The organism is Pseudomonas sp. NFACC25, assembly GCF_900100935.1.
Taxonomy (GTDB): domain Bacteria; phylum Pseudomonadota; class Gammaproteobacteria; order Pseudomonadales; family Pseudomonadaceae; genus Aquipseudomonas; species Aquipseudomonas marginalis.
This window is the reverse complement of sequence record NZ_FMUC01000007.1, coordinates 106492-131115: the sequence shown is the minus strand read 5'-3', so window position 1 is coordinate 131115 and position 24624 is coordinate 106492. Positions and strand designations below refer to the sequence as shown.

Below are 24624 nucleotides of genomic sequence, written 5' to 3'. Positions count from 1 at the left end.
TGCACGGTATCAGACAGTGCCATCATTATGATGTTGTTTTTTCTATTCCTCTGATAGCTCAGCGGTATGCAGGCAGGCGGCCTCTCCTGTGTTGCCGGGAGAGGCGCGTGTTTGGCCTCAGCGCACCCACCTCACAACCTGGGCTCCAGCCATGGCGATACGCGTATTACCCGGCTTTCGGTGGGTGAGGGCGCGCAGTACGTTCCCATTGTGCGCAATTCCCACCGCATCTGGCGCGAGCTTGAGCAATTATCAGGGGAGTCGCTGTTCGAACAGTCGGGTCTATTGGTTCTGACTTCGAGTCCCGAGTTTGACCCCAACGATAAAACCGACTTCACATTGCGCACCATCGGCCTAGCACAGGCCTATGGCATCGAGCACGACGTTTTATCCGCCGAACAGATTCGCCAGCGCTTTCCACAACTTGCCAACGTACACGACACTGCCATCGGCTATTTCGAGCCAGGTGGAGGTTTTGTACGTCCTGAACGTTGCATTGATGTGCAGCTCAAGTTGGCCGAGCAACACGGAGCAATCCTCTACAAAGGCGAAACCGTCACTGGGATTAGCTCGAATGAGCAGGGAGTCCATGTCACTACGAATCTGCGCACGCTCTTTGCAAACAAGCTTGTGATTAGCGCCGGCAACTGGAGCGGCGGTTTGCTGGGCGAGCCGTTTGACAGCCTGCTCAGCGTCTACCGGCAGAAGCTGTTCTGGTTCGGGCTGGAGGAGGGCGCCGAGTGGGTGGATCACTCACCGACGTTTATCCTCACTCACGGCCGTGGCGACGACAAAATCAACTACGGCTTTCCCGCATTACACGGCGAGGGCAGCCTGAAAATCGCCACCGCGCAATACCACACTACTTCGTTGCCGCAAACAATGGATCGTACGGTCTCGCCGGCGGAAGAGCGGGACATGTATGAGCACCAGGTGCGCGGCCGCATCGTCGGTGTGACCTCGAGCGTGGTCAAGTCTGCTGTCTGCGCCTACACCGTGACGCCGGATCGCCATTTCATTATCGATGAGCATCCGTCGTGGCAGCACACCTTGGTGGTGTCCGCCTGTTCCGGTCACGGCTTCAAACATTCCGCCGCGTTGGGCGAGGCGTTTGCACAGTGGTGCATACGCGGTTCGACCGACTTGGATCTCTCGTCTTTCTCCCTTAAACGCTTCGAGCGCTATCATGGACGTGAAGCCGGATTCACGGTGCCGAGTACGTAAGCGTTCCGGGAACACACTCATGAATCTTGATTCGCTGAGAAGTAAGTCAAGCATCAGCGTTCCCTCCGGCGATGAGTAATGCCGTCAGGTACGAATCCAGCACCTATGATAGCGATGGTGCACCGCAGTAGGCGACGAGAGCGGGAAGTGGCTGAGCCTGACACACGATTTAACATAATATACATTATGCGTAATATGATGTTGCGTAATGAGGGGCAGTGCCCGTCAGATTCCAACAGGCAAAACCCCTCTCTGGCTCAAACCTGAGCGAACCCTCCATCCACGAACATTTCGCTGCCGGTCATGAAGCTGCTGTCGTCCGACGCCAGGAACAATGCCGCCGCCGCAACTTCTTCCGGTTGGCCGATACGGCCCAGTGGCAACTGCGCCGTCATATCGTCAATGATTGCATCCTTCTGGCCGGTACTTGAAAGCGCCAGGTCCAGGCCCGGTGTCGAGATCGGTCCCGGTGAAAGTACGTTGACGCGAATACCGCTGCCTTTCAAATCCAGCGCCCAGCTCCTGGCGAAATTACGCAATGCGGCTTTCGTGGCGCTGTACACGCTGAACGCCGGTGTGCCCATGGTGCCGGTAGTCGAACCGGTGAGGATGACCGAACCGCCGGCGTGCATCAGTGGCAGCGCTGTTTGCACGGTGAACAGTGTGCCTTTGACGTTGATGCCGAACGTGCGATCGAACGACTCTTCGGTGATCGACCCGAGCGGCTGGAAATCCCCCAGGCCCGCATTGGCGAACAGCACGTCTACGCGACCTTTGACGCTTTTGATGTGGGTGAAAATGCGCTCCAGGTCGTCCAGCCTCGAGATATCCCCTTGAATGGCGAGCGCTCCAGGCCCGATCAGCCCGAGCGCCTTGTCCAGTTCTTCCTGCCTGCGTCCCACAATCACAACCTGTGCACCTTCCGCTGCAAAGCGCATGGCGGTTGCCAGGCCAATACCACTGTTGCCACCGGTGATCACTGCAATTTTTCCGTCGAGCCTGCTCATGGTTAACTCCGAAGAATGTTGAGGCCCAACTCTAGATCCAGACTATTCTTTTGAATAGTATGCACCTTTTAGTAAGTACCCCTTTGGAGCACCATCACATGGCGAACAACACCTTCAATTGCGGGCTCGAGGCTGCCCTGGCGGTGATTGGCGGCAAATGGAAACCGCTGGTCCTGTATAACCTGGCGCGACATGTTCATCGGTATGGCGAGTTAAGGCGTGCGATTGGCGGCGTGACCGACAAGGTACTGATCCAGCAACTCAAGGAATTGGAGCGCGACGAAATCATCGCGCGGATCGACTTCCAGGAGATCCCGCCCAAGGTCGAGTATTCCCTGACACCCTTCGGGCAGTCCCTGGCCACTGCGCTGGGCGCGTTGTGCGTGTGGGGCACCGAACATATGGACACGGTCGAGCGCATCAGCGAACGGCGTATCAGCGCCCTCGCCCAGGCCTGAGCCCTGCCCCGATAGCCAACTCAACTAAATGACTATTTAGTTGAGTTATAGGCTTGGCGACGAATTCGCAGGGTTACGCTCAGCGAGCACTCTTCATTTCCAGAGCCTGATCGAGAGTGAGCTTGAGCTCTTCATCATTCCAGGGCTTGCTGATGTAACGGAACACATACCCATCGTTGATCGCCTGGGTGATCATGCTCATATCGGCGTAGCCGGTCAGCAGGATATTCACGCAGTGCGGATCGCGCCTATGCACCTCGCGCAGCAAGGTCGGCCCGTCCATGAACGGCATGCGCGCGTCGCAGACGATCAGGTCGACAGCGTGTTGTTCGAAAAGGCTCAGCGCCTGGGCCCCGCTCGTGGCCAGCAGCAAGTCGTAAGGCTTTGCGCGCAGCAGGCGCCGAAGGCTGTTGAGGATACTTTCCTCATCATCCACCAGCATGACGGTGTGTCGTTTTTCGCAGGAAGACAGCGTATCCATGATCAGCGTCCTTCAACGGCGCAGGTAGAGACAGCCTCGATTACCGGCTGGCGTAAGGGTAACCAGACGCGGAAGCGACTTCCCCTGCCCGGCTCACTGTCGACGGTGAGCCGTCCATGGTGCTTGACCATGATGCTGTACGACAACGACAGGCCAAGGCCCGACCCCATGCCCACCGGCTTGGTTGTGAAGAACGGTTCGAATATCCGGTTCTGGATTTCAAGGGGAATGCCGTGGCCGTTGTCGGCAATTTCGACGAAGACGCCCCCGTCCTCCCTGCCGCTGCTGAGGGTGATTTCGCCGTCGGCCCCCACGGCATGGCTGGCATTGATGAGCAGGTTCAGGAAGACCTGGTTGATCTGTGAGCCCATGCATTCGATGGGCTCGACATCGCCGTAGCGCTTGATCACCTGAGCCTTGAACTTGATCTCGTTCCAGATAACGTTGAGGGTGCTGTCGAGCCCCTTGTGCAGATCGGCCAACTGCCATTCGTAACTGTCGACGTGGGAGAACTCGCGCAGGTCCTTGACGATGCGAGTGACCCGGTCAAGGCCGTCGACCGACTCGGCCAGCAGGTCGTCGATGTCCTGGCGCATGAAGGTGTAATCCATCTTGTCCCGCATCACCGCAAGCTCGGGATGAGCGCTGGCATGCCTCTCGTCGGTCGCCTGTTCATGGGCTTCGAGCAGCGCGAAGATGTCCACCAGGTAACGACGCAGGCTGTTGACGTTGGAGCCGACAAACCCGATCGGGTTATTGATCTCGTGGGCCACGCCTGCAGCAAGTTGCCCTATCGCCGCCATTTTCTCGGACTGCAGCAACTGCGCCTGTGCGTCTTCGAGCCGCGCGATCAGCAGCGCCTGGGCACCCTTTTCTTCTTCCAGCAACTTGTTAAGTTGCGTCAACTCGAGTTGGCGGGCAGCCGTATCAGTCGTATCACTGATGGCCAGGCCCACGCCAAGATTGCTGCCATCGGCGTCTTGCACGGGGAAGAAGGTGCAGTTCTGATACATGAGCCGGACCATGCCGCTGATGGGCCGGGTACTCTCGAAATTGAACAGGTGCGGCCGCTGCTGCCATGACGTGAACGCAAAGTTTTGCAGGGTGATGACGCTGTTGATCTTCTGCCGGGTCCAGGCCTCCGGCAGCTCCGGAAAGGCTTCGAACAACGTACGGCCGACCAGTTCTTCCGCGCTGCGGCCACTGTTGATGGACATGAAATGGTTAGAGAACAGCACCTTGCAGTCCTGGTCGACCAGCAGCACGCCCATATTGATGGCCTTGAGCATCGACTCAAGGGTTTCCCGGGAAATTACCTTGCTGTCTGTCATGAAGAGGCCCCTTCAAAGCTCGTCCAGCAAACGATCGATGGCCCGAACGACAACGCCTGCCGTACGTTCAGTGATGCAGATCAACAAGTCGCAGGAGAACTGATGAGCCTGAACCTCGAAACGGATTTCCAGCACCATCGCCAGGTGTTCATTCAGGTTCAATTCATCCAGTGCATTCGCCGCATGTTCGGTGTGGACGAGAATGGACGGTGCGTCATAGCTCACCTGAGTCGCCACCTGCCTTGCCAGGCCACTGATGCAGGCGCCGGTCAGGATGTTGGTGACATCAAGCATCAATTCGTGCTGCTGCTCCAGGCCGCTGCCCTTGTAGCCCAGCAGTTCGGCCAGTTCATCGGCCCCCTTGGAGCCAAAGCACACGAACACTTCGCCACGTAACTCACCCAGAAAAGACTGGCGGGTGACGATCATGAAGCTCCGGCGCAGATGCTCCGGAATCAACAGGTGATTCTGTTCCCGGATCAGCGGGTGAATAAAGGGAACCGAAAGCGTCACCATGGTATCGGTCAGCAGCGCCAGTCGCTCGGCCGCCTGTCCCATGGCGATGTTCATCAGTTCCTGCAGGGCATCACGTTGGTCTTCGGTGAGTGCGGCCAAGGTTTCCATCAAAGCACTCCTATGACGTGCAAGGCATTGACTACAGCTTCAGCCGTAACCGGCTTGGCTACGAATGCAGCAGCGCCCAGGTCGAATACCCGTTGCCTGGCCAGGGGTTGGATGTCTGCACTGATCACCACGACGACCACATTGGCGTCTTCGCGCTTGAGTGCTTCCAGGGTCTGGAAGCCGTCCATGACGGGCATGGTGAGGTCGAGAAAAAGCAGGTCGACCAAACCGGCGTGGTAAGCCTCCATCACCTCGGCACCGTTACAGGCCTGGCGAACATCTTCGGTCAGTGATTCCGGCAGGGAACGCAAGACCATCTTGCGGGACATGGATGAATCATCGGCGATTAGAACTTTCATGGTGCACTCCACAGGTATGAAGTGTCCTGCGGCCTCGGCCGAGGCCGGAGAAATCAAGACTTCATTGAATCTTCCAATCACTCTAGCGTGACATATAGCAAAGAGCCATGAAGAAATCCGGATAGTGCTCTAATGATTTGCGCGGCCTGTAGGGATTTCCCTGCAGGCTGCCAAGCGCCGGCCCGAAACTCAGTAACCACTGGCCGCCGTCATCGCCCCGCCGACAATCGCAATCCCCGAACTGCTGCCCAAACGTGTCGCGCCAGCTTCAATCATTTTCAGTGCCGTCGGATAATCGCGCACGCCCCCGGACGCCTTGACCCCAACCGCGGCGCCCACGGTTTTACGCATCAGGGCCACGTCTTCGGCGGTGGCACCGCTTCGGCTGAACCCCGTGGAGGTCTTGACGAACGCCACACCCAGGTCCCGGCAGATTTCGCAGGCCTGGACTTTCTCTTCGTCGTCCAGCAGGCAGGTTTCCAGGATGACCTTCAACGGCACGGCGCCGCAGGCCTTGTGGACCAAGGCAATGTCTTCGCGCACTGCCTCCAGCAAACCGTCCTTCAACCAGCCGATATTGAGCACCATGTCGATCTCCCCTGCCCCGGCGGCAATCGCCCGTTCGGCTTCGAAGGCCTTGGTGTCACTCAGGCCGGCGCCCAGGGGAAAGCCCACCACGGCACAAATCACCACGCTGTCGTCGGTCAGGCAGGAAGCGGCGTAAGGCACCTGCCCTGAGTTCAGGCACACCGAATAAAAACCGTGCTCCCGGGCTTCCTCGCACAAGGTGCGAATCTGCTCGCGGGAGGCGTCGGGCGCCAGCAAGGTGTGATCGATGTACTTGGCCAATGCTGCGGGTTGAAGAGTGTTCATTTAACGTGCCCTTGCCTGTATGTTGCGAATGGTCGTGTGCCGCTTGTCACAGCACTCACACTAATACGTTACAATAATAACATTAAATGTTGCTTATCTAACACAAACAATCAAGCCCTGGAATACTCGTGGACAGTAGAAAAGCCGAGCGACTCAAGCTTATCCAACAAGCCTTGCAGGACCAGAACGCCATTCACCTGAGGGAAATGGCGGCGCTGCTGGAGGTTTCGGAGATGACCCTGCGCCGCGATCTCAACCACTTCAGTGATCACCTGCGCCTGCTGGGTGGCTACATCACCCGGGTCGGCAGCGAGGTCAGTGATTACCGGGTTGCCGAGCAGGACACCCGCCACGTCGAGGAAAAGCGCCGCATCGGCAAACTCGCCGCGCGCCTGATCCAGCCCGGTGACACGGTGTTTTTCGACTGCGGTACCACCTCGCCGTTTGTGATCGACTTCATCCCCGACGACTTGGAGTTCACGGCGGTGTGCAGCTCCTTGAACGTGCTGCTCAAGCTGCATAACAAGCCCAACTGCCACATCGTGTTGTGCGGCGGCACCTTCCACCGCAAGAACCAGGTGTTTGAAAACAGTGCCGAAAGCAGCATCCTCGACAGCGTGCGCCTGACCTGGGCCTTCGTGACGGCCGCCGGCGTCAGCCAGGCATTCGGCGTGACGTGCTTCAACTTCAACGAAGTCGAGGTCAAGCGAAAGGTCATGCGCCAGGCCCAGCAACGTGTGTTGCTCGCCGATTTCAGCAAGTTCGACACGGTGCGCACCGCTCACTTCGCCACCCTGGAGGACTTTCAGTACGTGGTCAGCGACAAGAAAATCCCCCGCAGCTACAAGGACGCCATCCAGGCCCACGGCGCGCAATTGCTGGTTTAACCCAGCAACCGCTGGCGTTCCTGCTCGCTCAGGTAGCCAGTGGTGACCCTGAACGAAGCGCTGGCGCCCGCCGCCAGCAGACGCACGTGGCCTTTGGCTTTCTCGGCGTTATAGCCCTCGGGTTCGCACGTCGATGGCAGCACGAACGCCGCCACTTGCTGATCCGGCGTGTGCAGGATCCAGCGTGCGGCGTGGGCGAATTGTTCGGGGCGATAGCGGGTGTAGAACGCCGCTCCATCGGGATGATCCAGCAGGAAGTGCGCCTGGCCGGTGGCGTCCGTGCCGACGCCGTCGAAGAAAAACACGATTTCAGGGTCGTACAACCCCGGCTGATCGAGGCAGGCCAATTGCCCGGGTTGTTCGGCCAGTTGCGCCATGTAGGCACTCCAGTCCGGCGTCGGCTTGACGTGGCCCGGAATGCTGGTGCGCAGGCGCAGGCGCTGCATGCCCCATGGCTCGACAAACCGCGCGCCGGCCACAAAGGCGTAGTTCATGTGGGCCATGTACATCAGTTCCATAGGCTTGCCGGCCAGGTTGGTCACGTCCATGTCGATATCGAACACCGCCGAATCGGCGCGCAGGGTCACGCTGGGGCGCGCCCGGTAGCGATCGCCGAAGCCCTTGGCATATTGATAACAACCGCCCAGGCGCACAAAGCCCTCGCCGATGTCCAGCCAGGCCGAGTCCATCGGGGCGCAAGGCATTTCGCCGTGCAAGGCGTGGGTGTCATCCGGCGCCGGGCAACCGTTGCGCAGCAGGCCACTGTGAAACATGAAGCAGCCGTAGGTATCGACGACCGTCGGGCTGGGCCGGGGTTGCTCGAACAGGTTGCTCATGGTCAGGTCACAGCCATCGAACATCGCCGACCAGATCATCTGCCCTTGATAAGGCAGCAGCACCAGGCGTCCACGGCTGTTCTCCAGGCTCACGGCCAGCACCCCGGATGGATAGATCCAGGCACTGACCTTGAAATCCTCGGACTGCAACAGGATTCTCTCCTGCTCGGCAAACACCGCTGGATACAGCGGGATCTGCGTATTCATGAGGCCACCGCCGCGGCGGCGCTCGACGGCAACGTGCCGGGTTGGCGCATGCACTTGACCGCGTACATCACGATCACGATAAAGCACAGCAACGGTACGCTGTAGGCCAGTTGCATATTGCCGCCGCTGGCATCGGACAACAGGCCCTGGAAGATCGGAATCACCCCGCCGCCGACGATGCTCATCACCAGCAATGAACCGCCGACGCCGGTGTCTTCACCCAGCCCATCGATGGTCAGGCCGTAAATGGTCGGCCAGCACGGGCCGAGGAAAATACTCACGCCGACCGCTGCGTACACCGCCGAAATATTCGGCACCAGAATGGTGTAGGCCAGCAGCACAATGCACAGCACACCGTAGATCGCCAGGACCTTGGCCGGATGCAGGCGGCGCATCAACAGGTTGGCGATCATCTTGCCGACAAAGTAGGCGGCAAAGGTGGTCAGCAAAAACCATGAGGCGCTGCGCTCATTCATTCCGCCCATTTGCATCGCCAGGCGAATGGTGAAACTCCACACGCCGACCTGGGCGCCCACGTAGAGAAACTGCGCCAATACGCCAAAGGTAAAGCGCGGGTTACGCCACAGTCGGCCCAGGCTGTGGCGCAGGCTGCCAGGCTTGCTGTCAGCCGGCTTATTGCCCTTGCAGGCCGGGAACCGAGTGATCGCAACCAGGATAAACATCAGCACCAGCACGGCGATCATCCACTTGTAGGGCAACAGCGTGGACTGGATCATCTGCAACTGCTGCACGGCGGCCTCGGAGGCGCTCATCCGGGTCAGTTGTTCCGTGGTCGCGTCGGTGTCCTTGAACATCACGAAACTGCCGACGTACACCCCTGCCATCGCACCGAAGGGGTGGAACGTCTGCGAGATGTTCAAGCGCCGCGTCCCGGTTTCCCTGGGCCCCATCAGGGTCGAGTAGGTGTTGCAGGCGGTTTCCAGGAACGACAGGCCGGCCGCAATCACAAACAGCGCCAGCAGGAACATGCCGTACTTGGCCGTCGACGCCGCCGGGAAAAACAGCAGGCAGCCGAACATGTACAGCAGCAACCCGATCAGGATCGTGCTCTTGTAGCTGAAGCGGCGCACCACCATTGCCGCCGGAATCGCCACGAAAAAGTAGCCCAGGTAAAACGCCGACTGCACAAAGGCGGTCTGGAAATCACTGAGCAAAAACGCTTTCTTGAAGTGTGCGATCAGCACGTCATTCATGCTTGCCGCCGCCGCCCACAGCGCAAAGATGCTGCACAGCAGGATAAAGGCGAACCAGGGCGTGCGGTTCAGGTAGAAACCATCGGGTGTCTGTTGCAGCGCAGGTTTGTTCATTATTGTTCTCCGGGCTGGTTTGGGGGTTACGGCTGTTGCAGGAAACGGGCGAACGCCTCGCTGTCGGGATATGACGTCTGGGTGCCCAGGGCCATGACCGAGCAGGCGGAATACGCCACGGCCTGTTCCATGGCCTGCCGGATACCGCCGTCGCGGCTCCAGTGCTGGATGAAGCATCCGATAAAGGCGTCGCCGGCGCCCGTGGTGTCCCGTGCCACGACCTTTCGGCCCGGCACCCGGAATTCGCCCTCCTCTCCCACGTACAACGCACCGTGTTCACCGAGGGTGACGATCACGTGGCGAATGCCGCTGGCCACCAGCGTGCGCGCTGCGCGCTGGGCGGCGTCCGGCGAGTCCACGACCTGGCCGGTGATCAACGCCAGTTCCGATTCATTGGGGATCAGGAAATCCAGCTGCGCCAGGTGCTCCCCGCTCAGGCCGGCCAGGGCCGGTGCCGGGTTGAGCAGCACCGCGATGCCGTGCCGGTGCGCAAATTCGATGGCGTAGTAGACCGTCTCCAGATTGATCTCCAACTGCAGCACGATCAGCGTGCACTCGCGCAGGTCGGCGGCCGCCGCGTCGATGTCCGCCGGCAACAAATGCGCATTGGCGCCTTTGACGATCAGAATGCTGTTGTGGGAGTCGGCTCGCACAAAAATCGGCGCGACACCGCTGGAAACCCCAGGCACCCGCTGCACATGACGGGTGTCGATACCAAAACGCTGGAAGTTGGCCAGGGTGTTGTCGGCAAACATGTCGTCGCCGACCTTGCTCAACATCAGCACCTGCGCCCCAAGCTTGGCGGCCGCCACCGCCTGGTTCGCCCCCTTGCCGCCACACCCGAGGGCAAAACCAGGCGCTTCCAGGGTTTCGCCCTGGGCCGGCATGCGGTCGATGTAGGTGATCAAATCCACCATATTGCTGCCGATGACTGCGATCTTGCTCATTGCTATTCCACCTTGTTGCACCACGACCAGGCAGGTCGTGGTGCTCTTGTTTTGTTATTTAAATAACATTAGGTGTGAATATTCAATCTTTTTTTGCAGTGCCCGGTCAACGAGCCCTGCGAGTGGGCCGGTGGACCGGCCAAAAAAAACCGACCCACAGGGGGCCGGTCCATAAAGCGTGTATCAGGTCTGTGCGGTGTTACAGGCTGAAGCGATCCACGGATTGCGACAACTTGCCGGCCAGCCCGGCCAGCTCATCGGTGGTCGAGGCGGTTTCGCCAATGATGCGGCTGTTGTTTTCCGACATTCCCGCAATCATCTCCACCTGGTGGGAGATCTCGTTGCTGGCCAGGCTCTGTTCACCGATGGTGCGCGAGATGTCGTTCACCAACTCGGTGGTATTCAGGGTGGCCTGCAGAATATCGCGGATCGCTCGCTCCACCTCGGCAGTTACCGCCATGCCTTTGTCCACTTGGGTGACGCCCTCCTCCATGCTGGTCACCGCTTCCCGGGTGTTCTGCTGGATACGCCCGACCATGCTGGCAATTTCCTGGGTCGAGGCGCTGGTGCGGCCCGCCAGGCTGCGCACTTCATCGGCGACCACTGCAAAGCCGCGTCCCTGTTCGCCGGCGCGGGCGGCTTCAATCGCGGCGTTCAGGGCCAACAGGTTGGTTTGGTCAGCGATGCCCTTGATCACTTGGATAATGCTGAAGATTGCCTCGGACTCCTTGTCCAGCGTACGAATGACCTGGGCCGATTGCTGCGCTGAGCGGGCAATGCCATCCATGTCCTTCACCACCTGATGGATCACCCGGCCGCCGTCCTTGGCCAGGGCTTCGGCTTGGTTGGCCATATCCAGGGCACGCCCGGCATGCCGGGTGATTTCCTCGATACTGGCGGTCATTTCACTGGCCGCGGCCGCCATGGTGCTGGCGGCCGCGCTTTGCTGCTGGCTGCTGCCGGCGACGTCATGGCAGCCCTGGCTCAAGCGTTCGCTCATGCCATTGACGCCGTGGGCATTGCTGCGCACCACCTCGATCATGCCGCGTAGATCTCGCTGCATGGTGGCAAGGCTGCGGATCAACGAGCTGGCTTCGTCCTTGCGCTTGGGTTCGACAATCGGCTCGCTCAGGTTACCCCGGGCGATACTGGCAGCAATGCGACTGGCGGCCTGCAGCGGCGCCATGATGCTCGACAACACCCAGCGCCCCTGGGCCAGCAGCAGCAACAGGCTGGCGAGCAATACGGCGCCCAAGGTCAAATTGGCGTGGCTGATGGTCTGCCGCGTGCTGGCGCTGGTCTCCTGGGTATTGCTTTCGATCAGCTCGCTCATCGCCGCCATTTGATCTTCCAGCTGGGAAAACGCCTTGTTGAAGGTGTCCAGTTCCCCGCGAGCGGCCTCAGGATTCTCCAGTGCCAGCGCGACGATGCGCTCGCCGGCACTGATATAGGTGTCCAGGCTGGGTCTGATTCTTTCCAGGCCGCTTTTGATCGTGGGATCCAGCGGCAACTTGAGGTTGTCCCCCAGTACCTGACGGAAATGCTCGGCGTGTTCCTTCAACGAGGTGTTGACCTCATCCTTGCTGCTGGTGCTTTTGCCCAACCCCACGAGCATCGCGGACAGCACGTCGGCACGCAGTGCGTCGTGCATCATGTCGGCTTCCATATGGTTGCGCAGGACCGTCATGCTCACCTCGCTATCCTGTACGGCCTCGCTCATCCGAACATTCCCCAGGTAGCCGGCCAGGCTCATGACCAGAGCCGTGAGCAACCCAGTGGCAATCAACAGCATCAAGCGTAATTTGATCGTCATGCTGACATCCCCATACCCAACCGTCGAAGCAACGTTCTTACCGTTATCGGCATCAATCCCTGTTAGTGAAGCCTAAGTTTGCGGATCTGCGCGGATCCCTTAAGCTGATCGACTTTTGCGCTGCCGGAAACCGCCCATGTCCCGAAGTATTGCCCACCTTGCGTTACTGCTGGGGTTGATTACCGCCGTCGGCCCGTTCGCCATCGACATCTACCTGCCTGCCCTGCCCACCCTGGGCGCCAGCCTGCACGCCTCGCCGGCGGCGGTACAGATGAGCCTCACGGTATTTTTCATGATCATTGGGGTTTGCCAGCTGTTCTACGGCCCGATCAGCGATGTATTCGGGCGCAAGCCGCCGATTTATGCGGGGCTGGTGATCTTTGCCGTGGGCAGTATCGGCTGCGCGCTGGCGCCTACGATTGAAATGCTGATTGGCTTTCGTGCCGTGCAGGCCTTCGGCGCCTGTGCCGGGATGGTTATTCCCCGGGCGATCGTGCGTGACCTGTACACCGGCCATGAAGCTGCGCGGCTGATGGCCTTGCTGATGCTGGTGATGAGTGTGTCGCCGATTCTCGCGCCGCTGGCCGGCAGCCTGGTGATTTCATTGTGGAGCTGGCGCGAAGTATTCGCCGTGCTCGCGGTGGTGGCCGTGCTGTGCCTGGTGATGACAATTGTGCAGCTGCCCGAAACCCATCCCGCCGAGCGCCGACTGGGCAAGACCTTGGGCACGGCATTCAGCAGCTACGGCGCACTGCTGCGTGACCCGGTCTTCATCGGTCTGTCGGTGGTGTGCGGGTTCGGGCTGGCGACGTTCTTCGTGTTTATCGGCAGTGCGCCCTTCGTGTATATCGAATACTTCGGCCTTACGCCTACCCAGTTCAGCCTGTGTTTCGCCCTGAACGCCGCGTCGTTTTTTGCCATGAGCCAACTCACTGCACGCTTGAGCGCGCGCTTCGGCCTGGCGCCACTGATTCGCTGGTCGGTGGTCGCCGTAGCCGCCGTGATGGTGCTGCTGGCCGCGACCACGCTGTGGGTCGACAGCCTGGCCTTGATGATGGCGTCGCTGTTTATCGGCTTCGGTTTCCTCGGCCTGTTGTTGCCGGCGGCGGGCGTGTTATCCCTGGAAGATCATGGTGCTGTGGCGGGATCTGCCTCCGCCCTGTTGGGCGCGATCCAGATGATCACCGCTGCCGTGTCCATGACCCTGGTCGGAGTGTTCGCCGACCACACACCGGCGCCGATGCTCATGGGTATCGCGCTGTGTGCGCTCGCGGCGATGTTCACCACGCTGTGGACCTTGGGCCGTCTGCCGGCGCACCTGGCGAGCGCCCCGCCCCACGGCTGAGCGATACCGCTCGTCGGGCCTGGCCGGCATCCATTACAACTATCGCCGGCCATGAAACTACTAATCCCATAGCACCGTTCGAAACCTATGGAGATTGGAAATGACTGACTACCCACGCCCGCCCTTCGCCCCCCAGGCGCAAAACGTGCCCGGTACCCAACGCACCATGGACCCGTACCCGGACTGTGGGGAACAGAGTTACAAGGGCTCCGGCCGGCTGGCCAACAAGATCGCCTTGATCACCGGCGCCGACAGCGGCATTGGCCGCGCAGTGGCCATCGCCTTCGCCCGTGAAGGCGCCGATGTGGCCATCGCGTACCTGGACGAACACGAAGACGCCAGGGAAACCGCGCGCTGGGTCGAGGAAGCGGGCCGCCAATGCCTGTTGCTGCCCGGTGACATTGCGCAAAAAGCCACCTGCCAGGCGCTGGTCGACAAGACCGTGGAACAGTTCGGGCGCATTGACGTGCTGGTGAATAACGCGGCATTCCAGATGACCCACGAGACGCTCGAAGAGATCGAGGATGAGGAATGGGTCAAGACCTTCGATATCAACATCACCGCGATGTTTCGCCTCTGCAAGGCTGCGCTGCCGCATATGAAGGCCGGCAGTTCGATCATCAACACCAGCTCGGTCAACTCCGACATGCCCAAGCCGACCCTGCTGGCCTATGCCGCCACCAAGGGCGCAATCGCCAACTTCACCGGTGGCTTGGCGCAATTACTCGGCAGCAAGGGCATCCGCGTCAACAGTGTCGCGCCCGGCCCGATCTGGACACCGTTGATCGTGGCGACCATGACCGATGACGACGTGCAGAGTTTCGGCAGCGAAACCCCACTGGGCCGCCCCGGCCAACCGGTGGAGGTGGCGCCGATTTATGTGCTGCTGGCATCGGACGAGGCCAGCTATATCTCGGGTTCCCGCTATGCGGTCACCGGCGGCAAACCGATTCTGTAGGTCCGCGGCTGTTCTTCTACAGATCAAACCGATCCACCGCCCGCCGCCGCTCGTTGTCGTCACGCACGTCATAGCTGGCGGTGGTCTGGATATTGGTGTGGTGTGCCAGCTTCTGTGCAATCGACAGGTCATGCTCCTCGATCACCCGCGTGATAAACGAGCGGCGAAAGTCGTGGGGCATGATCTTCACCCCCACCTGCTCACCCCGTTGGCGGGCGATGTAGTAAATAGCGTGCTTGGTGATACGTTCCCGGGTGATATGGCTGCCCCGGCGTATGCGGTTGAACAGGAAGCTGTCGTCTTGCTCGCCTTCCTTGAGCTGTTCGCGCCTGAACGCCAACCACGCCTGCAGCTTGGCGAAAGCCCAGTCCGGCGCATACTTGACCAATTCCTTATTGCCCTTGCCGATTACCCGCAAGCTGCGTTCATCGAAGTTGATCTGCGCCAGGTCGAGGTTGACCGACTCGGACTTGCGCATGCCCGAGCCGTACAGGATGCCGATGACCGCTGCATCACGCAGGCCCTGGGGGCGTGGGTCGGCGGCGCAGACTTCCATCATCTCCCGGATCAACGTGCGCCGCAGATTGCGGCCCTGGCCCAGGCGCGTGCCGGGCGTGGCCTTGACCGTGCGCATTTTCAGGAGATGTTCCTGGCTGATCAGGCTCATGCGCCAGGCTTCGTTCATCACCCCGCGCACGGCATTCACGTACAGGGATGAGGTATTCGGCGCGTAGCCGTCTTCACGCAACGCTGCGACCAGGGCGATGACATGTTCGGGTTGCAGCAGGTGCCAGTCGATGTCTTCGAGGTTGATGTCTTCGAAGCCCAGGCGGTCGGCGGCGTCCTGCAGCACGTAGCGCATGGTCAGTTGGCTGGAGGGGGCCAGGCGGGTGAGGTAGAGGGTCAACGGGTTGCGGATAGACTCGGTCAAGGTAGATCAGCCTTTGGATTAAATACCTCGAACAACTCATTGTTTAATCGATGTATTTAGTGAATTGGCGAAGACCGAGTCTAACCCAGGAAAAGCCCTGGCACAAAATCACGGTGCCGTGTCGTCATCCTCGGTGGGCGCCTGGGGCTGGGTCTGGGCCTGGCTCCATTCGGCATCCTGCTTCTGCATCAGGGCGAACCAGTGCTGACGCATAAAGGCCAGGTAAGCTTCCGGCGCCTTGGCAAAGTCGTTCTCATCGCCATAGCAACCCGGCAACGGCAACTCCGTGCCCTGCTCCTTGTACTGGCTGACCAGCGCCTGCTGCCCGGCCACGCTGCAATCCTTGGGCAGCGGCATGCCACGCAGGGCCCCGGCCTCCTCATCCCACCAGGCTGCGCCGACCCGGTCGACTCCGCGCAGGCGGTACTTCTGCGACTTGCCGACATGCATGATCAGCTTGAATTCGTTGGGGCTGACATCGCTGGTGCAGGTGCGCGAATAGCCCACGGTGGCCTGGGTGACGCCATCGCCAGTGAGGTCGGTGACCTTGGTCGCGGCCATGTCGAAGCGCAGCGCCGCATCGAACTGGCAATGCTGCACGTCGTCGTAGAGCATCCACATGCGCTTGGGACGGTCACCGTCGATCAGGTATTGGGCCGCATAGACAAACGCCGACTGGGTACCGTCATCCTCGCGTTCGCTGACCTGCTCGGAGAGCACCAGCAGGTTCTTGCCCTGGCGGTCGTCCCAGGTATAGGCGGCGACCTGCCTGCCGCGCACTTCAACACCCTCAGGCACTTGGGCGAGCGCGGTGAGCGCCACGCCATCATCTGCCCGTACGGCGCTGACGCAGGCCGCCGTCATCAACAATCCGATCAAAACGGGCCGCCATTGGCCGCTTATACGCTGCACGCTATTCATCCGAGTACCCTGGCAAGAGATGGCTTACTTTACCGGCACTTGAAGCGCATTGCAGAGAAGATTCTTCAATTAAGACCAAGGACTGGCGGATTAAAGCGCCTCACCAGCAGACAACGCCTATTCAGCCTGCGGACCTTACCCTGCCATACCTTAGTTATGTAGCTGAACCCTAGCTGTCTACCTGTCAAATAAACGAGTTTTTCATCTGCCTTTCATATCTGTTCAACATTTTTGCGCTTAATCTTGAACGTGAAACTTCAGAGCGAATTCCACAACACCAGCTAAGCTGTTGATTACGCTTCATCTTTAGTGCCGCTTTTTAAGTGCGGGCCAGGTGTTCGTCCAATGATTACTACTGCTTTCACGCGCCAAGTTGCTCCAGCCCCGAGGTCATGAATCTTTGAAACCCTACCCTATTCATTGCGTGTCGATCGTTATCCCGGTCTACAACGAACAAGAAAGCCTGCCTGAACTGCTGCGTCGTACCACTGCCGCCTGCAAGCAACTGGCCTACGAATACGAAATCATCCTGGTGGATGACGGTAGCCGCGACAACTCCGCCCAATTGCTCGAAGACGCCGCCGCGCAAGACGGCAGCAACGTGGTGGCGGTGATCCTCAATCGCAACTACGGGCAGCACGCGGCGATCATGGCCGGTTTCGAGCAGTGCCGGGGCGACGTGGTGATTACCCTCGACGCCGACCTGCAGAACCCCCCCGAAGAAATCCCGCGCCTGGTTGAACAGGCCGCCCTGGGCTACGACGTTGTCGCCACGGTACGCAACAATCGCCAGGACTCGGCCTTTCGCCGCTGGCCTTCGCGCCTGATCAACCTCGCCGTGCAACGCTCCACCGGCGTGGCCATGAGCGACTACGGCTGCATGCTGCGCGCTTACCGGCGCACCATCGTCGACGCCATGCTCGCCTGCCGCGAGCGCAGCACCTTCATCCCGATCCTGGCCAACGGCTTTGCTCGTCACACCACCGAGATCTTGGTGCACCACGCCGAGCGTGAACACGGCGAATCCAAATACAGCGCCATGCGCCTGATCAGCCTGATGTTCGACCTGCTGACCTGCATGACCACCACGCCGCTGCGCTTGCTGTCCATCGTCGGCTTCAGCCTGGCGGCGCTGGGCGTGTTCTTCGCCTTTGCGTTGATCGTGATGCGCCTGGCCTTCGGCGCCGACTGGGCCGGTGACGGTCTGTTCGTACTGTTCGCGGTGCTGTTCGTGTTCACCGGCGGCCAGTTCATCGGCATGGGCCTGCTGGGCGAATACCTGGGGCGCATGTACAGCGACGTGCGCGCCCGCCCCCGCTTCTTTATTGAAAAAGTGCTGCGCAACCAACCGGCGGCACCGGCACCCGTGGTCGTCGTCGACGGCCTGGTGTCCTCCCATTCCACCACTACTTTTCCTTCCGATCAGGTTTCGTCATGAATTCAAAAGCCGTTGTCTTCGCTTACCACGATATTGGCTGTGCGGGCATTGAAGCCCTGCTGACTGCCGGCTACGACATTGCCGCCGTGTTCACCCATGCCGACGACCCCAAGGAAAACAATTTCTACGGCTCCGTCGCCCAACTCTGCGCGCGCAACGGCATCCCGGTACACGCGCCGGAAGACGCCAACCACCCGCTGTGGATCGAGCGCATCGCCAAGTTGAACCCGGACTACATTTTTTCTTTCTACTACCGCAACCTGCTGAGCGAACCGCTGTTGGCCACCGCCAGCAAAGGCGCGTTCAACCTGCACGGCTCGTTGCTGCCTAAATACCGTGGCCGTGCCCCGGCCAACTGGGTGCTGGTCAACGGCGAAACCGAAACCGGCGTGACCCTGCACCGCATGGTCAAGCGCGCCGATGCCGGCGCGATCCTGGCCCAGCAAAAAGTCGGGATCGAGCGCACCGACACCGGCCTTACCCTGCACGCCAAGCTGCGTGATGCGGCCACCAGCCTGCTGCGCGACGCCCTGCCGCAACTGGCTGCGGGCAAGCTGAGCGAGACGGCCCAGGACGAAAGCCAGGCCACCTACTTTGGTCGCCGTACGGCTGCCGACGGCAAGCTGGAGTGGAAAAAACCCGCTGAAGAACTGTTCAACCTGGTGCGCGCGGTGACTCAACCGTACCCAGGCGCGTTCTGCGCCGTCGGCGAGCACAAGCTCATCGTCTGGCAAGCCGAAGTGGTCAAGGGCAATGAAGGCCTGGCGCCGGGCCGTGTGATCAGCGTCAACCCGCTGCGCATCGCCTGCGGCGAAGACTCCCTGGTGGTCAAGTTCGGCCAGCGCAATGACAACGGCCTGTACCTGGCGGGTCCGTCGCTGGCCAACGAACTGGGCCTGGTCGACGGCTCCGTGCTGCGCGGTGCCGAGTCCGGCCGCAAGCCGCGCCGGACCCGCGTGCTGATCCTCGGTGTGAACGGCTTTATCGGTAACCACCTGTCCGAGCGCCTGCTGCGTGACGACCGTTATGAAGTCTACGGCCTGGACATCGGCTCCGACGCCATCGAGCGCCTGCGCAGCCACCCGAACTTCCATTACGTCGAAGGCGACATCAGCATCCACACCGAGTGGATCGAGTACCACATCAAGAAGTGCGACGTGGTCCTGCCACTGGTGGCCATCGCCACACCGATCGAATACACCCGCAACCCGCTGCGCGTGTTCGAACTGGACTTCGAAGAAAACCTCAAGCTGGTGCGCTACTGCGTCAAGTACAACAAGCGCGTGATCTTCCCGTCGACCTCCGAAGTCTATGGCATGTGCCAGGACCAGTACTTCGACGAAGACACCTCCAACCTGGTGGTCGGCCCGGTCAACAAACAACGCTGGATCTACTCGGTCTCCAAGCAACTGCTGGACCGCGTGATCTGGGCCTACGGCGCCAAGGGCCTGAACTTCACCCTGTTCCGTCCGTTCAACTGGATGGGCCCGCGCCTGGACCGCCTGGATTCGGCGCGTATCGGCAGCTCCCGGGCGATCACCCAGCTGATCCTGAACCTGGTGGAAGGTACGCCGATCCGCCTGTTCGACGGTGGCGAGCAGAAGCGTTGCTTCACTGACATCGCCGACGGTATCGAAGCCCTGGCGCGCATCATCGATAACGACAACGATGCCTGCAACGGCCAGATCATCAACATCGGCAACCCGGAAAACGAAGCCAGCATCCGCCAGTTGGGCGAAGAGCTGCTGCGTCAGTTCGAGGCGCACCCGCTGCGCGGCAACTTCCCACCGTTCGCCGGTTTCCGCGACGTCGAGAGCAAGGCGTTCTACGGCACCGGTTACCAGGACGTGGCCCACCGCAAGCCAAGCATCGAAAACGCCAAGCGCCTGCTGAACTGGGAGCCGACCGTGGAGATGAGCGAAACCATCGGCAACACGCTGGACTTCTTCCTGCGTGAAGCCATGCTCGAAATCGCGGACAAAAAGTAATGAAGGCAGGCTTGCGCATCGACGTCGATACCTACCGCGGCACCCGTGAAGGCGTGCCACGGTTGCTCGAATCCCTGGATGAGGCCGGGGTCAAGGCGACGTTCTTCTTCAGTGTCGGGCCGGACAACATGGGGCGCCACTTGTGGCGCCTGATTCGCCCGCAGTTCCTGTGGAAGATGCTGCGTTCCAACGCGGCCGGCCTGTACGGCTGGGACATCCTGCTGGCCGGCACCGCCTGGCCAGGCAAGCCGATCGGTCGTGACCTGGGGCACTTGATGCGCCAGGCCAAGGCGGCGGGGCATGAAGTCGGCCTGCACGCCTGGGATCACCACGGCTGGCAGGCCAACACCGGGCGTTGGAGCGATGCACAGCTGGTGGAGCAGATTCGACGCGGCGTGGAGACCTTGAGCGACATCCTCGGCGAGCGCATCGACTGTTCGGCGGCTGCTGGTTGGCGTGCCGATGAGCGGGTGGTGCAGGCCAAGCAAGGTTTCAACTTCCGCTACAACAGCGATTGCCGGGGTACCAGCCTGTTTCGGCCGACATTGGCCGATGGCAGCGCGGGTACGCCACAAATTCCGGTGGACCTGCCGACCTTCGACGAAGTCGTCGGGCCGGTGGTGGCCGCCAAAGACTTCAACGGCTTCATTCTTGACCGGTTTGCCGAGTCGAAGCTCAACGTCTACACGATCCACGCAGAAGTAGAAGGGATTCTGATGGCCAATGATTTTCGCCAGTTGCTCGCCCAGGCAGGGCAGCGCGGCATCGACTTCAACCCCCTGGGCGACTTGCTGCCTGCGGACCTGACCACCCTGCCCCGGCAACACCTGGTGCGCGGCGCCTTGAGCGGCCGTGAGGGGTGGCTCGGAGTGCAGCAGGCATGATCCGGCGTTGGGCCTTGCCCCTGCTCCTGTTGGCGTTCGGTGTGTTTTACCTGTTGCCGCTGGCCACCCACGGCCTGTGGATTCCGGATGAAACCCGCTATGCACAGATCAGCCAGGAAATGCTGCTGACCGGCAAGTGGGCCTCGCCGCACTTCATGGGGATCCGCTACTTCGAAAAACCGGCTGCCGGTTACTGGATGATCGCGCTGGGCCAGGCGATCTTCGGGCAGAACCTGTTTGGCGTGCGCTTCGCCTCGGCGCTGAGCACCGGCTTGAGCATCCTGCTGGTGTACCTGGTGTCGCGCCGCTTGTGGAATGACCCGCAAAAAAGCCTGGTCAGCAGTGTGCTGTACATGAGTTTTGTCAGCGTGGCGGCACTGGGCGGCTATGCCAACCTCGATCCGCAGTTCACGTTCTGGGTCAACCTGACCGGCGTCGCCCTGTGGTTCTGCTTCGACAGCACCACCCGCAACGGCCGCCTGGGGGCCTGGGCGCTGCTCGGTTTTGCCTGTGGCATGGGCTTTATGACCAAGGGCTTCCTGGCGTGGCTGTTGCCGGTGTTGATCGCCCTGCCCTACGCGATCTGGCAGAAGCGCTTTCGCGAATTGCTCGGCTACGGCCTGGTCGCCGTGGTCGTGGCCATTGCGGTGAGCCTGCCGTGGGCCCTGGCCGTGCACCTGCAGGAGCCGGACTACTGGAACTTCTTCTTTTGGCACGAGCACATCCAGCGCTTTGCCGGCGACGATGCCCAGCATGCCGAACCGTTCTGGTATTACCTGCCGCTGCTGATTGCCTTCTGCCTGCCGTGGGTGGCGCTGTTGCCGTCGACCCTGAAACAGGCGTGGCAGGAAAAACGCGCGGCGAAAACCGCCTTCCTGTTGCTGTGGCTGCTGATGCCCCTGGCGTTTTTCAGCCTGGCCAAGGGCAAGTTGCCCTCCTACATCATGCCGTGCCTGCTGCCGCTGGCGTTGCTGATGGGCCACACCCTGGCCGACAAACTGGCCCAGGCCCGTGGGCGCGTGTTGCGCATCAACGGCTGGCTGAACCTGGTGATTGGCGTTGTGGCGTTACTGGCCCTGACCTGGTTCCAACTGAAAAAACCGGTGTACGAGCACGGCAGTGAAACCCTCAGCCTGGTGCTGGTGTTTGTCTTCCTGTTCGGCTGGATCGTTGCCAACCTGTTGCAGGCCTCGCGCCCGCTGCGCTTGTGGGCAGCGCCGGTGATCGGCAGCTGGTTGCTGGTGGCGCTGGTCCCGGCCGCATTGCCCCATTCGGTGGTTTATAACAAGACCCCGGACCAGTTCATCATCGATCACCTCCAGGAGTTGAGCCAGACCAGCGCGTTGCTGAGCAACGACCTGGGTGCAGCCTCCGCCCTGGCATGGCGCGTCAAGCGCCCGGACGTGACCCTCTATAACACCGTCGGCGAAGTGAAATATGGCTTGGCCTTCGACGATGCGGCCCATCACAAGGTCGACACCACACAGGTCCAGCAATGGATGAGCGACGCGCGCAAACACGGCGCGGTCGGTGTGGTCATGCGCGTCAAGGGCGACGACGAACTCGCCGAAGTGGACTTGCTGCCCAAGGACGGCAAGCGCTACGAGCAAGGCAATATCGTGATCCTGGTGTTCCCGCAGGTTGCGCCATGATCACACTGCTCCTGTTATTGGCGGCCTGCCTGCTCACATGCATGGGCCAGGTCTCGCAGAAATTCGCCGTGGAAGGCTGGCGCGACCAGCCCGACGGTTGGGCGCTGAAACTGCGCTCGCCATGGTTGTGGTCGGCCCTGCTGTGCCTGGGTTTTGGTTTGCTGGTGTGGTTGCTGGTGTTGCAGCGCCTGGAAGTCGGCATCGCCTACCCGATGCTCAGCCTCAATTTTGTCCTGGTCACCCTGGTGGCGCGCGGAGTGTTCAAGGAACCCATCGACACACGGCATTGGCTGGGCGTGGTGCTGGTGATTGCCGGTGTGGTGCTGCTGGGGCGCCAGGTATGAGCCGCGTGCGTGGGTTTGCCCTGGCCCTGGGCAGCGTTGGCCTGGTCAGCGCCGCCCAGTTGGGCATGCGCTGGAGCATGACGCGCCTGCCCTTGCCTACCGAATGGCTGACGGCGTTCCACAGCAATGCCATCGACTTCGCGGCGCTCGGCGTGGTGAGCCTGGCGATCCTGGCCTACGCGCTGTCGATGCTCTGCTGGCTCGGCGCCCTCAAGCACCTGCCCCTGGGCCGCGCCTATTCGCTGCTGAGCATCAGCTATGCGCTGGTGTACCTGCTGGCCGCCAGCCTGCCGGTGTTCAACGAACATTTTTCCCTCTCGAAAACCCTGGGGGTGGCGCTTGTCATCCTTGGTGTGCTGGTTATTAACTCTCGCCGTGCTAGCGCTGCAAGCGCCAGGAATGCCCCATGAAAATCAGTGTATTTGGTAGTGGTTACGTCGGTCTGGTACAGGCCACCGTATTAGCCGAAGTCGGTCACGATGTCATCTGCATGGACGTCGATCAGAACAAGGTCAAGCTCCTGCAGCAAGGCCATGTGAGCATCTTCGAGCCGGGGCTGGCGGCCATGGTCAAGGAAAACCTGGAGAGCGGGCGACTGCACTTCACCTTTGACGAAAAGCTTGCCGTCGAACACGGCGAAGTGCTGTTTATCGCGGTGGGTACGCCGTCGGATGAAGACGGCTCGGCCGACCTCAAGTACGTGCTGTCGGTGGGTGACGCAGTAGCCCGCCACCGTATCGAACCGGTGATCCTGGTGGAGAAATCCACCGTCCCGGTTGGCACCGGCGACACCCTGCGCGCCCATATCGAAAAAGCCCTGCACCTGGCCGGCCGGCACCTGGAGTTCGATATCGTCTCCAACCCGGAATTCCTCAAGGAGGGCTCGGCCGTTTCCGACTGCCGCCGCCCGGACCGCATCATCATCGGCTGCGAGCGCGAAGAAGTGCGCGACGTGATGCGCGACCTGTACGCGCCGTTCAACCGCAACCACGACCGCATCATCTTCATGGACCTGCGCAGCGCCGAACTGACCAAATACGCCGCCAACTGCATGCTGGCGACCAAGATCAGCTTTATCAACCAGATCGCCGAGCTGGCCGAACACCTGGGTGCCGACATCGAAGCCGTGCGCCTGGGCATCGGCGCCGACTCGCGCATCGGCTATCACTTTATCTACCCCGGCTGCGGCTACGGCGGCTCGTGCTTCCCCAAGGACATGCGTGCCTTGATCCACAGCGCCAAGCAGGCCAACTGCTCCAGCGACCTGCTGGAAGCCGTGGAAGCCATCAATCAGCGCCAGAAGAGCAAGCTGTTCGAGCGTATCAATGCGTTCTTCCAGGGCAACCTGCGCGGCAAGACCTTTGCCCTGTGGGGCCTGGCGTTCAAGCCCAACACCGACGACATGCGCGATGCACCCAGCCGCGTGCTGATGGAAGCGTTGTGGGCCGCCGGCGCCACTGTACGGGCGTTCGACCCGGAAGCCATGCAGGAAACCCAGCGTATCTACGCTGACGAGGAGCGACTGATGCTGATGGGCACGCCGGAATCCACCTTGCTCGGCGCCGATGCGCTGATCGTCTGCACCGAATGGCAGCAGTTCAAGGCGCCCGACTTCGAGCTGATCCACCAGCGCCTGAAAACCCCGGTGATCTTCGACGGCCGCAACCTGTATGACGGTGAGCGCCTGGCGCGCAAGGGCTTCCAGTATTACCCGATCGGTCGTGGCGATTCCTGCCAGTTGCCGATCCCCCAGCAACAGTGGGTGCCGCAGGTCGTGGAAGCCTGAGT

General features: G+C 60.9%; 23 protein-coding genes and 2 pseudogenes. 12 read left to right on the top strand and 13 right to left on the bottom strand.

Translation table 11 applies throughout. The features are described 5' to 3' along the window. The first annotated feature begins 66 nt into the window (after positions 1-66). Positions 67-1224, top strand: a complete 1158-nt coding sequence (gene solA / locus BLQ09_RS17450) for an N-methyl-L-tryptophan oxidase (protein ID WP_092358025.1) — start codon at positions 67-69, stop codon at positions 1222-1224. Positions 1225-1481: 257 nt separating this feature from the next. Here the strand turns inward: solA and BLQ09_RS17445 are convergent, their stop codons facing one another. Next, complete coding sequence (locus BLQ09_RS17445; RefSeq protein ID WP_027605842.1) at positions 1482-2231, bottom strand: SDR family NAD(P)-dependent oxidoreductase; 750 nt, start codon at positions 2229-2231, stop codon at positions 1482-1484. Positions 2232-2329: 98 nt separating this feature from the next. Here BLQ09_RS17445 and BLQ09_RS17440 point away from each other — a divergent pair, with 98 nt between their 5' ends. Then, positions 2330-2689 carry a winged helix-turn-helix transcriptional regulator gene (locus BLQ09_RS17440; RefSeq protein ID WP_027605843.1) on the top strand — a complete coding sequence of 120 codons (360 nt, stop codon included), beginning with the start codon at positions 2330-2332 and terminating at the stop codon, positions 2687-2689. A 97-nt stretch (positions 2690-2786) separates the two neighbouring features. Here BLQ09_RS17440 and BLQ09_RS17435 read toward each other — a convergent pair. From BLQ09_RS17435 to deoC, 5 genes and pseudogenes are all read right to left on the bottom strand, one after another. Further along, positions 2787-3170 (bottom strand): annotated as a pseudogene (locus BLQ09_RS17435) (response regulator); the annotation flags it as partial. Between the two features lie 2 nt (positions 3171-3172). After that, entirely contained in the window at positions 3173-4501 is a 1329-nt protein-coding gene (locus BLQ09_RS17430) for an ATP-binding protein (RefSeq protein WP_027605844.1), read from the bottom strand. Between the two features lie 12 nt (positions 4502-4513). Further along, on the bottom strand, positions 4514-5125 hold the full coding sequence (locus tag BLQ09_RS17425; RefSeq protein WP_027605845.1) for a chemotaxis protein CheC: 612 nt from the start codon (positions 5123-5125) through the stop codon (positions 4514-4516). Then, positions 5125-5484 (bottom strand): response regulator, encoded by a 360-nt coding sequence (locus BLQ09_RS17420; RefSeq protein WP_065927544.1) that lies wholly within the window; start codon positions 5482-5484, stop codon positions 5125-5127. The genes BLQ09_RS17425 and BLQ09_RS17420 overlap by 1 nt, the downstream gene beginning before the upstream one ends. Positions 5485-5673: 189 nt before the next feature. After that, positions 5674-6357, bottom strand: coding sequence for a deoxyribose-phosphate aldolase (gene deoC, locus BLQ09_RS17415; protein ID WP_027605847.1), 684 nt, complete (start codon positions 6355-6357; stop codon positions 5674-5676). A 128-nt stretch (positions 6358-6485) separates the two neighbouring features. On the opposite strand from deoC, the gene deoR reads away from it, so the two are divergent. Further along, positions 6486-7244, top strand: coding sequence for a DNA-binding transcriptional repressor DeoR (gene deoR / locus BLQ09_RS17410; RefSeq protein WP_043293538.1), 759 nt, complete (start codon positions 6486-6488; stop codon positions 7242-7244). Here the strand turns inward: deoR and BLQ09_RS17405 are convergent. The 5 genes and pseudogenes from BLQ09_RS17405 to BLQ09_RS31910 all read right to left on the bottom strand — a co-directional run. Continuing rightward, positions 7241-8287 (bottom strand): aldose 1-epimerase family protein, encoded by a 1047-nt coding sequence (locus BLQ09_RS17405; protein ID WP_092358023.1) that lies wholly within the window; start codon positions 8285-8287, stop codon positions 7241-7243. The two genes, deoR and BLQ09_RS17405, sit on opposite strands and share 4 nt — an antisense overlap. Next, the gene (fucP, locus tag BLQ09_RS17400; protein WP_027605850.1) at positions 8284-9615 is read right to left on the bottom strand and encodes an L-fucose:H+ symporter permease; all 1332 of its coding nucleotides are present in this window, start codon (positions 9613-9615) and stop codon (positions 8284-8286) included. Before fucP ends, BLQ09_RS17405 begins: the two co-directional genes overlap by 4 nt. Positions 9616-9641: 26 nt before the next feature. Continuing rightward, entirely contained in the window at positions 9642-10562 is a 921-nt protein-coding gene (rbsK, locus tag BLQ09_RS17395) for a ribokinase (RefSeq protein ID WP_092358021.1), read from the bottom strand. Positions 10563-10761: 199 nt separating this feature from the next. Beyond that, positions 10762-11487, bottom strand: a complete 726-nt coding sequence (locus BLQ09_RS31915) for a methyl-accepting chemotaxis protein (RefSeq protein WP_370671277.1) — start codon at positions 11485-11487, stop codon at positions 10762-10764. A gap of 132 nt (positions 11488-11619) precedes the next feature. Beyond that, positions 11620-12375: pseudogene (locus BLQ09_RS31910) on the bottom strand (MCP four helix bundle domain-containing protein); the annotation flags it as partial. 136 nt (positions 12376-12511) lie between these two features. Between BLQ09_RS31910 and BLQ09_RS17385 the strand changes: the two are divergent. Both BLQ09_RS17385 and BLQ09_RS17380 read left to right on the top strand, forming a co-directional pair. Beyond that, a complete protein-coding gene (locus tag BLQ09_RS17385) occupies positions 12512-13720 on the top strand; it encodes a multidrug effflux MFS transporter (RefSeq protein WP_092358017.1) in 1209 nt (402 codons plus the stop codon). 100 nt (positions 13721-13820) lie between these two features. Further along, positions 13821-14678, top strand: a complete 858-nt coding sequence (locus BLQ09_RS17380) for an SDR family oxidoreductase (protein ID WP_092358015.1) — start codon at positions 13821-13823, stop codon at positions 14676-14678. 16 nt (positions 14679-14694) lie between these two features. Here BLQ09_RS17380 and xerC read toward each other — a convergent pair whose 3' ends face one another. Both xerC and BLQ09_RS17370 read right to left on the bottom strand, forming a co-directional pair. Beyond that, on the bottom strand, positions 14695-15609 hold the full coding sequence (xerC, locus tag BLQ09_RS17375) for a site-specific integrase (RefSeq protein WP_027605855.1): 915 nt from the start codon (positions 15607-15609) through the stop codon (positions 14695-14697). A gap of 108 nt (positions 15610-15717) precedes the next feature. Beyond that, positions 15718-16530: a M949_RS01915 family surface polysaccharide biosynthesis protein gene (locus BLQ09_RS17370; RefSeq protein WP_092358013.1), complete on the bottom strand. Its 813-nt coding sequence runs from the start codon at positions 16528-16530 to the stop codon at positions 15718-15720. Positions 16531-16930: 400 nt separating this feature from the next. Here BLQ09_RS17370 and arnC point away from each other — a divergent pair, with 400 nt between their 5' ends. Genes arnC through BLQ09_RS17335 form a run of 7 tightly spaced genes read left to right on the top strand, consistent with a single transcriptional unit; the run spans position 16931 to position 24622 of the window. Next, a complete protein-coding gene (arnC, locus tag BLQ09_RS17365) occupies positions 16931-17968 on the top strand; it encodes an undecaprenyl-phosphate 4-deoxy-4-formamido-L-arabinose transferase (protein WP_027605857.1) in 1038 nt (345 codons plus the stop codon). Continuing rightward, positions 17965-19956 carry a bifunctional UDP-4-amino-4-deoxy-L-arabinose formyltransferase/UDP-glucuronic acid oxidase ArnA gene (gene arnA, locus BLQ09_RS17360; RefSeq protein WP_092358011.1) on the top strand — a complete coding sequence of 664 codons (1992 nt, stop codon included), beginning with the start codon at positions 17965-17967 and terminating at the stop codon, positions 19954-19956. The genes arnC and arnA overlap by 4 nt, the downstream gene beginning before the upstream one ends. Further along, positions 19956-20840, top strand: a complete 885-nt coding sequence (gene arnD, locus BLQ09_RS17355) for a 4-deoxy-4-formamido-L-arabinose-phosphoundecaprenol deformylase (RefSeq protein ID WP_027605859.1) — start codon at positions 19956-19958, stop codon at positions 20838-20840. Before arnA ends, arnD begins: the two co-directional genes overlap by 1 nt. Beyond that, the gene (gene arnT, locus BLQ09_RS17350) at positions 20837-22492 is read left to right on the top strand and encodes a lipid IV(A) 4-amino-4-deoxy-L-arabinosyltransferase (RefSeq protein ID WP_027605860.1); all 1656 of its coding nucleotides are present in this window, start codon (positions 20837-20839) and stop codon (positions 22490-22492) included. Before arnD ends, arnT begins: the two co-directional genes overlap by 4 nt. Further along, positions 22489-22836 carry a 4-amino-4-deoxy-L-arabinose-phosphoundecaprenol flippase subunit ArnE gene (gene arnE, locus BLQ09_RS17345; RefSeq protein ID WP_027605861.1) on the top strand — a complete coding sequence of 116 codons (348 nt, stop codon included), beginning with the start codon at positions 22489-22491 and terminating at the stop codon, positions 22834-22836. The genes arnT and arnE overlap by 4 nt, the downstream gene beginning before the upstream one ends. Then, entirely contained in the window at positions 22833-23246 is a 414-nt protein-coding gene (gene arnF, locus BLQ09_RS17340) for a 4-amino-4-deoxy-L-arabinose-phosphoundecaprenol flippase subunit ArnF (protein ID WP_092358009.1), read from the top strand. The genes arnE and arnF overlap by 4 nt, the downstream gene beginning before the upstream one ends. Beyond that, entirely contained in the window at positions 23243-24622 is a 1380-nt protein-coding gene (locus BLQ09_RS17335) for a UDP-glucose dehydrogenase family protein (protein WP_027605863.1), read from the top strand. Before arnF ends, BLQ09_RS17335 begins: the two co-directional genes overlap by 4 nt. The last annotated feature ends 2 nt before the right edge of the window (positions 24623-24624 follow it).

What these genes read in the sequence shown, in the direction of transcription:
- BLQ09_RS17335 (WP_027605863.1), top strand. Translation starts at nt 23,243, where the DNA reads ATGAAAATCAGTGTATTTGGTAGTGGTTACGTCGGTCTGGTACAGGCC.
- arnD (WP_027605859.1), top strand. Translation starts at nt 19,956, where the DNA reads ATGAAGGCAGGCTTGCGCATCGACGTCGATACCTACCGCGGCACCCGT.
- BLQ09_RS17430 (WP_027605844.1), bottom strand. Translation starts at nt 4,501, where the DNA reads ATGACAGACAGCAAGGTAATTTCCCGGGAAACCCTTGAGTCGATGCTC.
- fucP (WP_027605850.1), bottom strand. Translation starts at nt 9,615, where the DNA reads ATGAACAAACCTGCGCTGCAACAGACACCCGATGGTTTCTACCTGAAC.
- rbsK (WP_092358021.1), bottom strand. Translation starts at nt 10,562, where the DNA reads ATGAGCAAGATCGCAGTCATCGGCAGCAATATGGTGGATTTGATCACC.
- BLQ09_RS17440 (WP_027605843.1), top strand. Translation starts at nt 2,330, where the DNA reads ATGGCGAACAACACCTTCAATTGCGGGCTCGAGGCTGCCCTGGCGGTG.
- BLQ09_RS17425 (WP_027605845.1), bottom strand. Translation starts at nt 5,125, where the DNA reads ATGGAAACCTTGGCCGCACTCACCGAAGACCAACGTGATGCCCTGCAG.
- BLQ09_RS17370 (WP_092358013.1), bottom strand. Translation starts at nt 16,530, where the DNA reads ATGAATAGCGTGCAGCGTATAAGCGGCCAATGGCGGCCCGTTTTGATC.
- BLQ09_RS17420 (WP_065927544.1), bottom strand. Translation starts at nt 5,484, where the DNA reads ATGAAAGTTCTAATCGCCGATGATTCATCCATGTCCCGCAAGATGGTC.
- arnT (WP_027605860.1), top strand. Translation starts at nt 20,837, where the DNA reads ATGATCCGGCGTTGGGCCTTGCCCCTGCTCCTGTTGGCGTTCGGTGTG.
- arnA (WP_092358011.1), top strand. Translation starts at nt 17,965, where the DNA reads ATGAATTCAAAAGCCGTTGTCTTCGCTTACCACGATATTGGCTGTGCG.
- arnE (WP_027605861.1), top strand. Translation starts at nt 22,489, where the DNA reads ATGATCACACTGCTCCTGTTATTGGCGGCCTGCCTGCTCACATGCATG.
- solA (WP_092358025.1), top strand. Translation starts at nt 67, where the DNA reads ATGCAGGCAGGCGGCCTCTCCTGTGTTGCCGGGAGAGGCGCGTGTTTG.
- BLQ09_RS17385 (WP_092358017.1), top strand. Translation starts at nt 12,512, where the DNA reads ATGTCCCGAAGTATTGCCCACCTTGCGTTACTGCTGGGGTTGATTACC.
- BLQ09_RS31915 (WP_370671277.1), bottom strand. Translation starts at nt 11,487, where the DNA reads ATGGCGGCCGCGGCCAGTGAAATGACCGCCAGTATCGAGGAAATCACC.
- deoC (WP_027605847.1), bottom strand. Translation starts at nt 6,357, where the DNA reads ATGAACACTCTTCAACCCGCAGCATTGGCCAAGTACATCGATCACACC.
- arnF (WP_092358009.1), top strand. Translation starts at nt 22,833, where the DNA reads ATGAGCCGCGTGCGTGGGTTTGCCCTGGCCCTGGGCAGCGTTGGCCTG.
- BLQ09_RS17445 (WP_027605842.1), bottom strand. Translation starts at nt 2,231, where the DNA reads ATGAGCAGGCTCGACGGAAAAATTGCAGTGATCACCGGTGGCAACAGT.
- BLQ09_RS17380 (WP_092358015.1), top strand. Translation starts at nt 13,821, where the DNA reads ATGACTGACTACCCACGCCCGCCCTTCGCCCCCCAGGCGCAAAACGTG.
- BLQ09_RS17405 (WP_092358023.1), bottom strand. Translation starts at nt 8,287, where the DNA reads ATGAATACGCAGATCCCGCTGTATCCAGCGGTGTTTGCCGAGCAGGAG.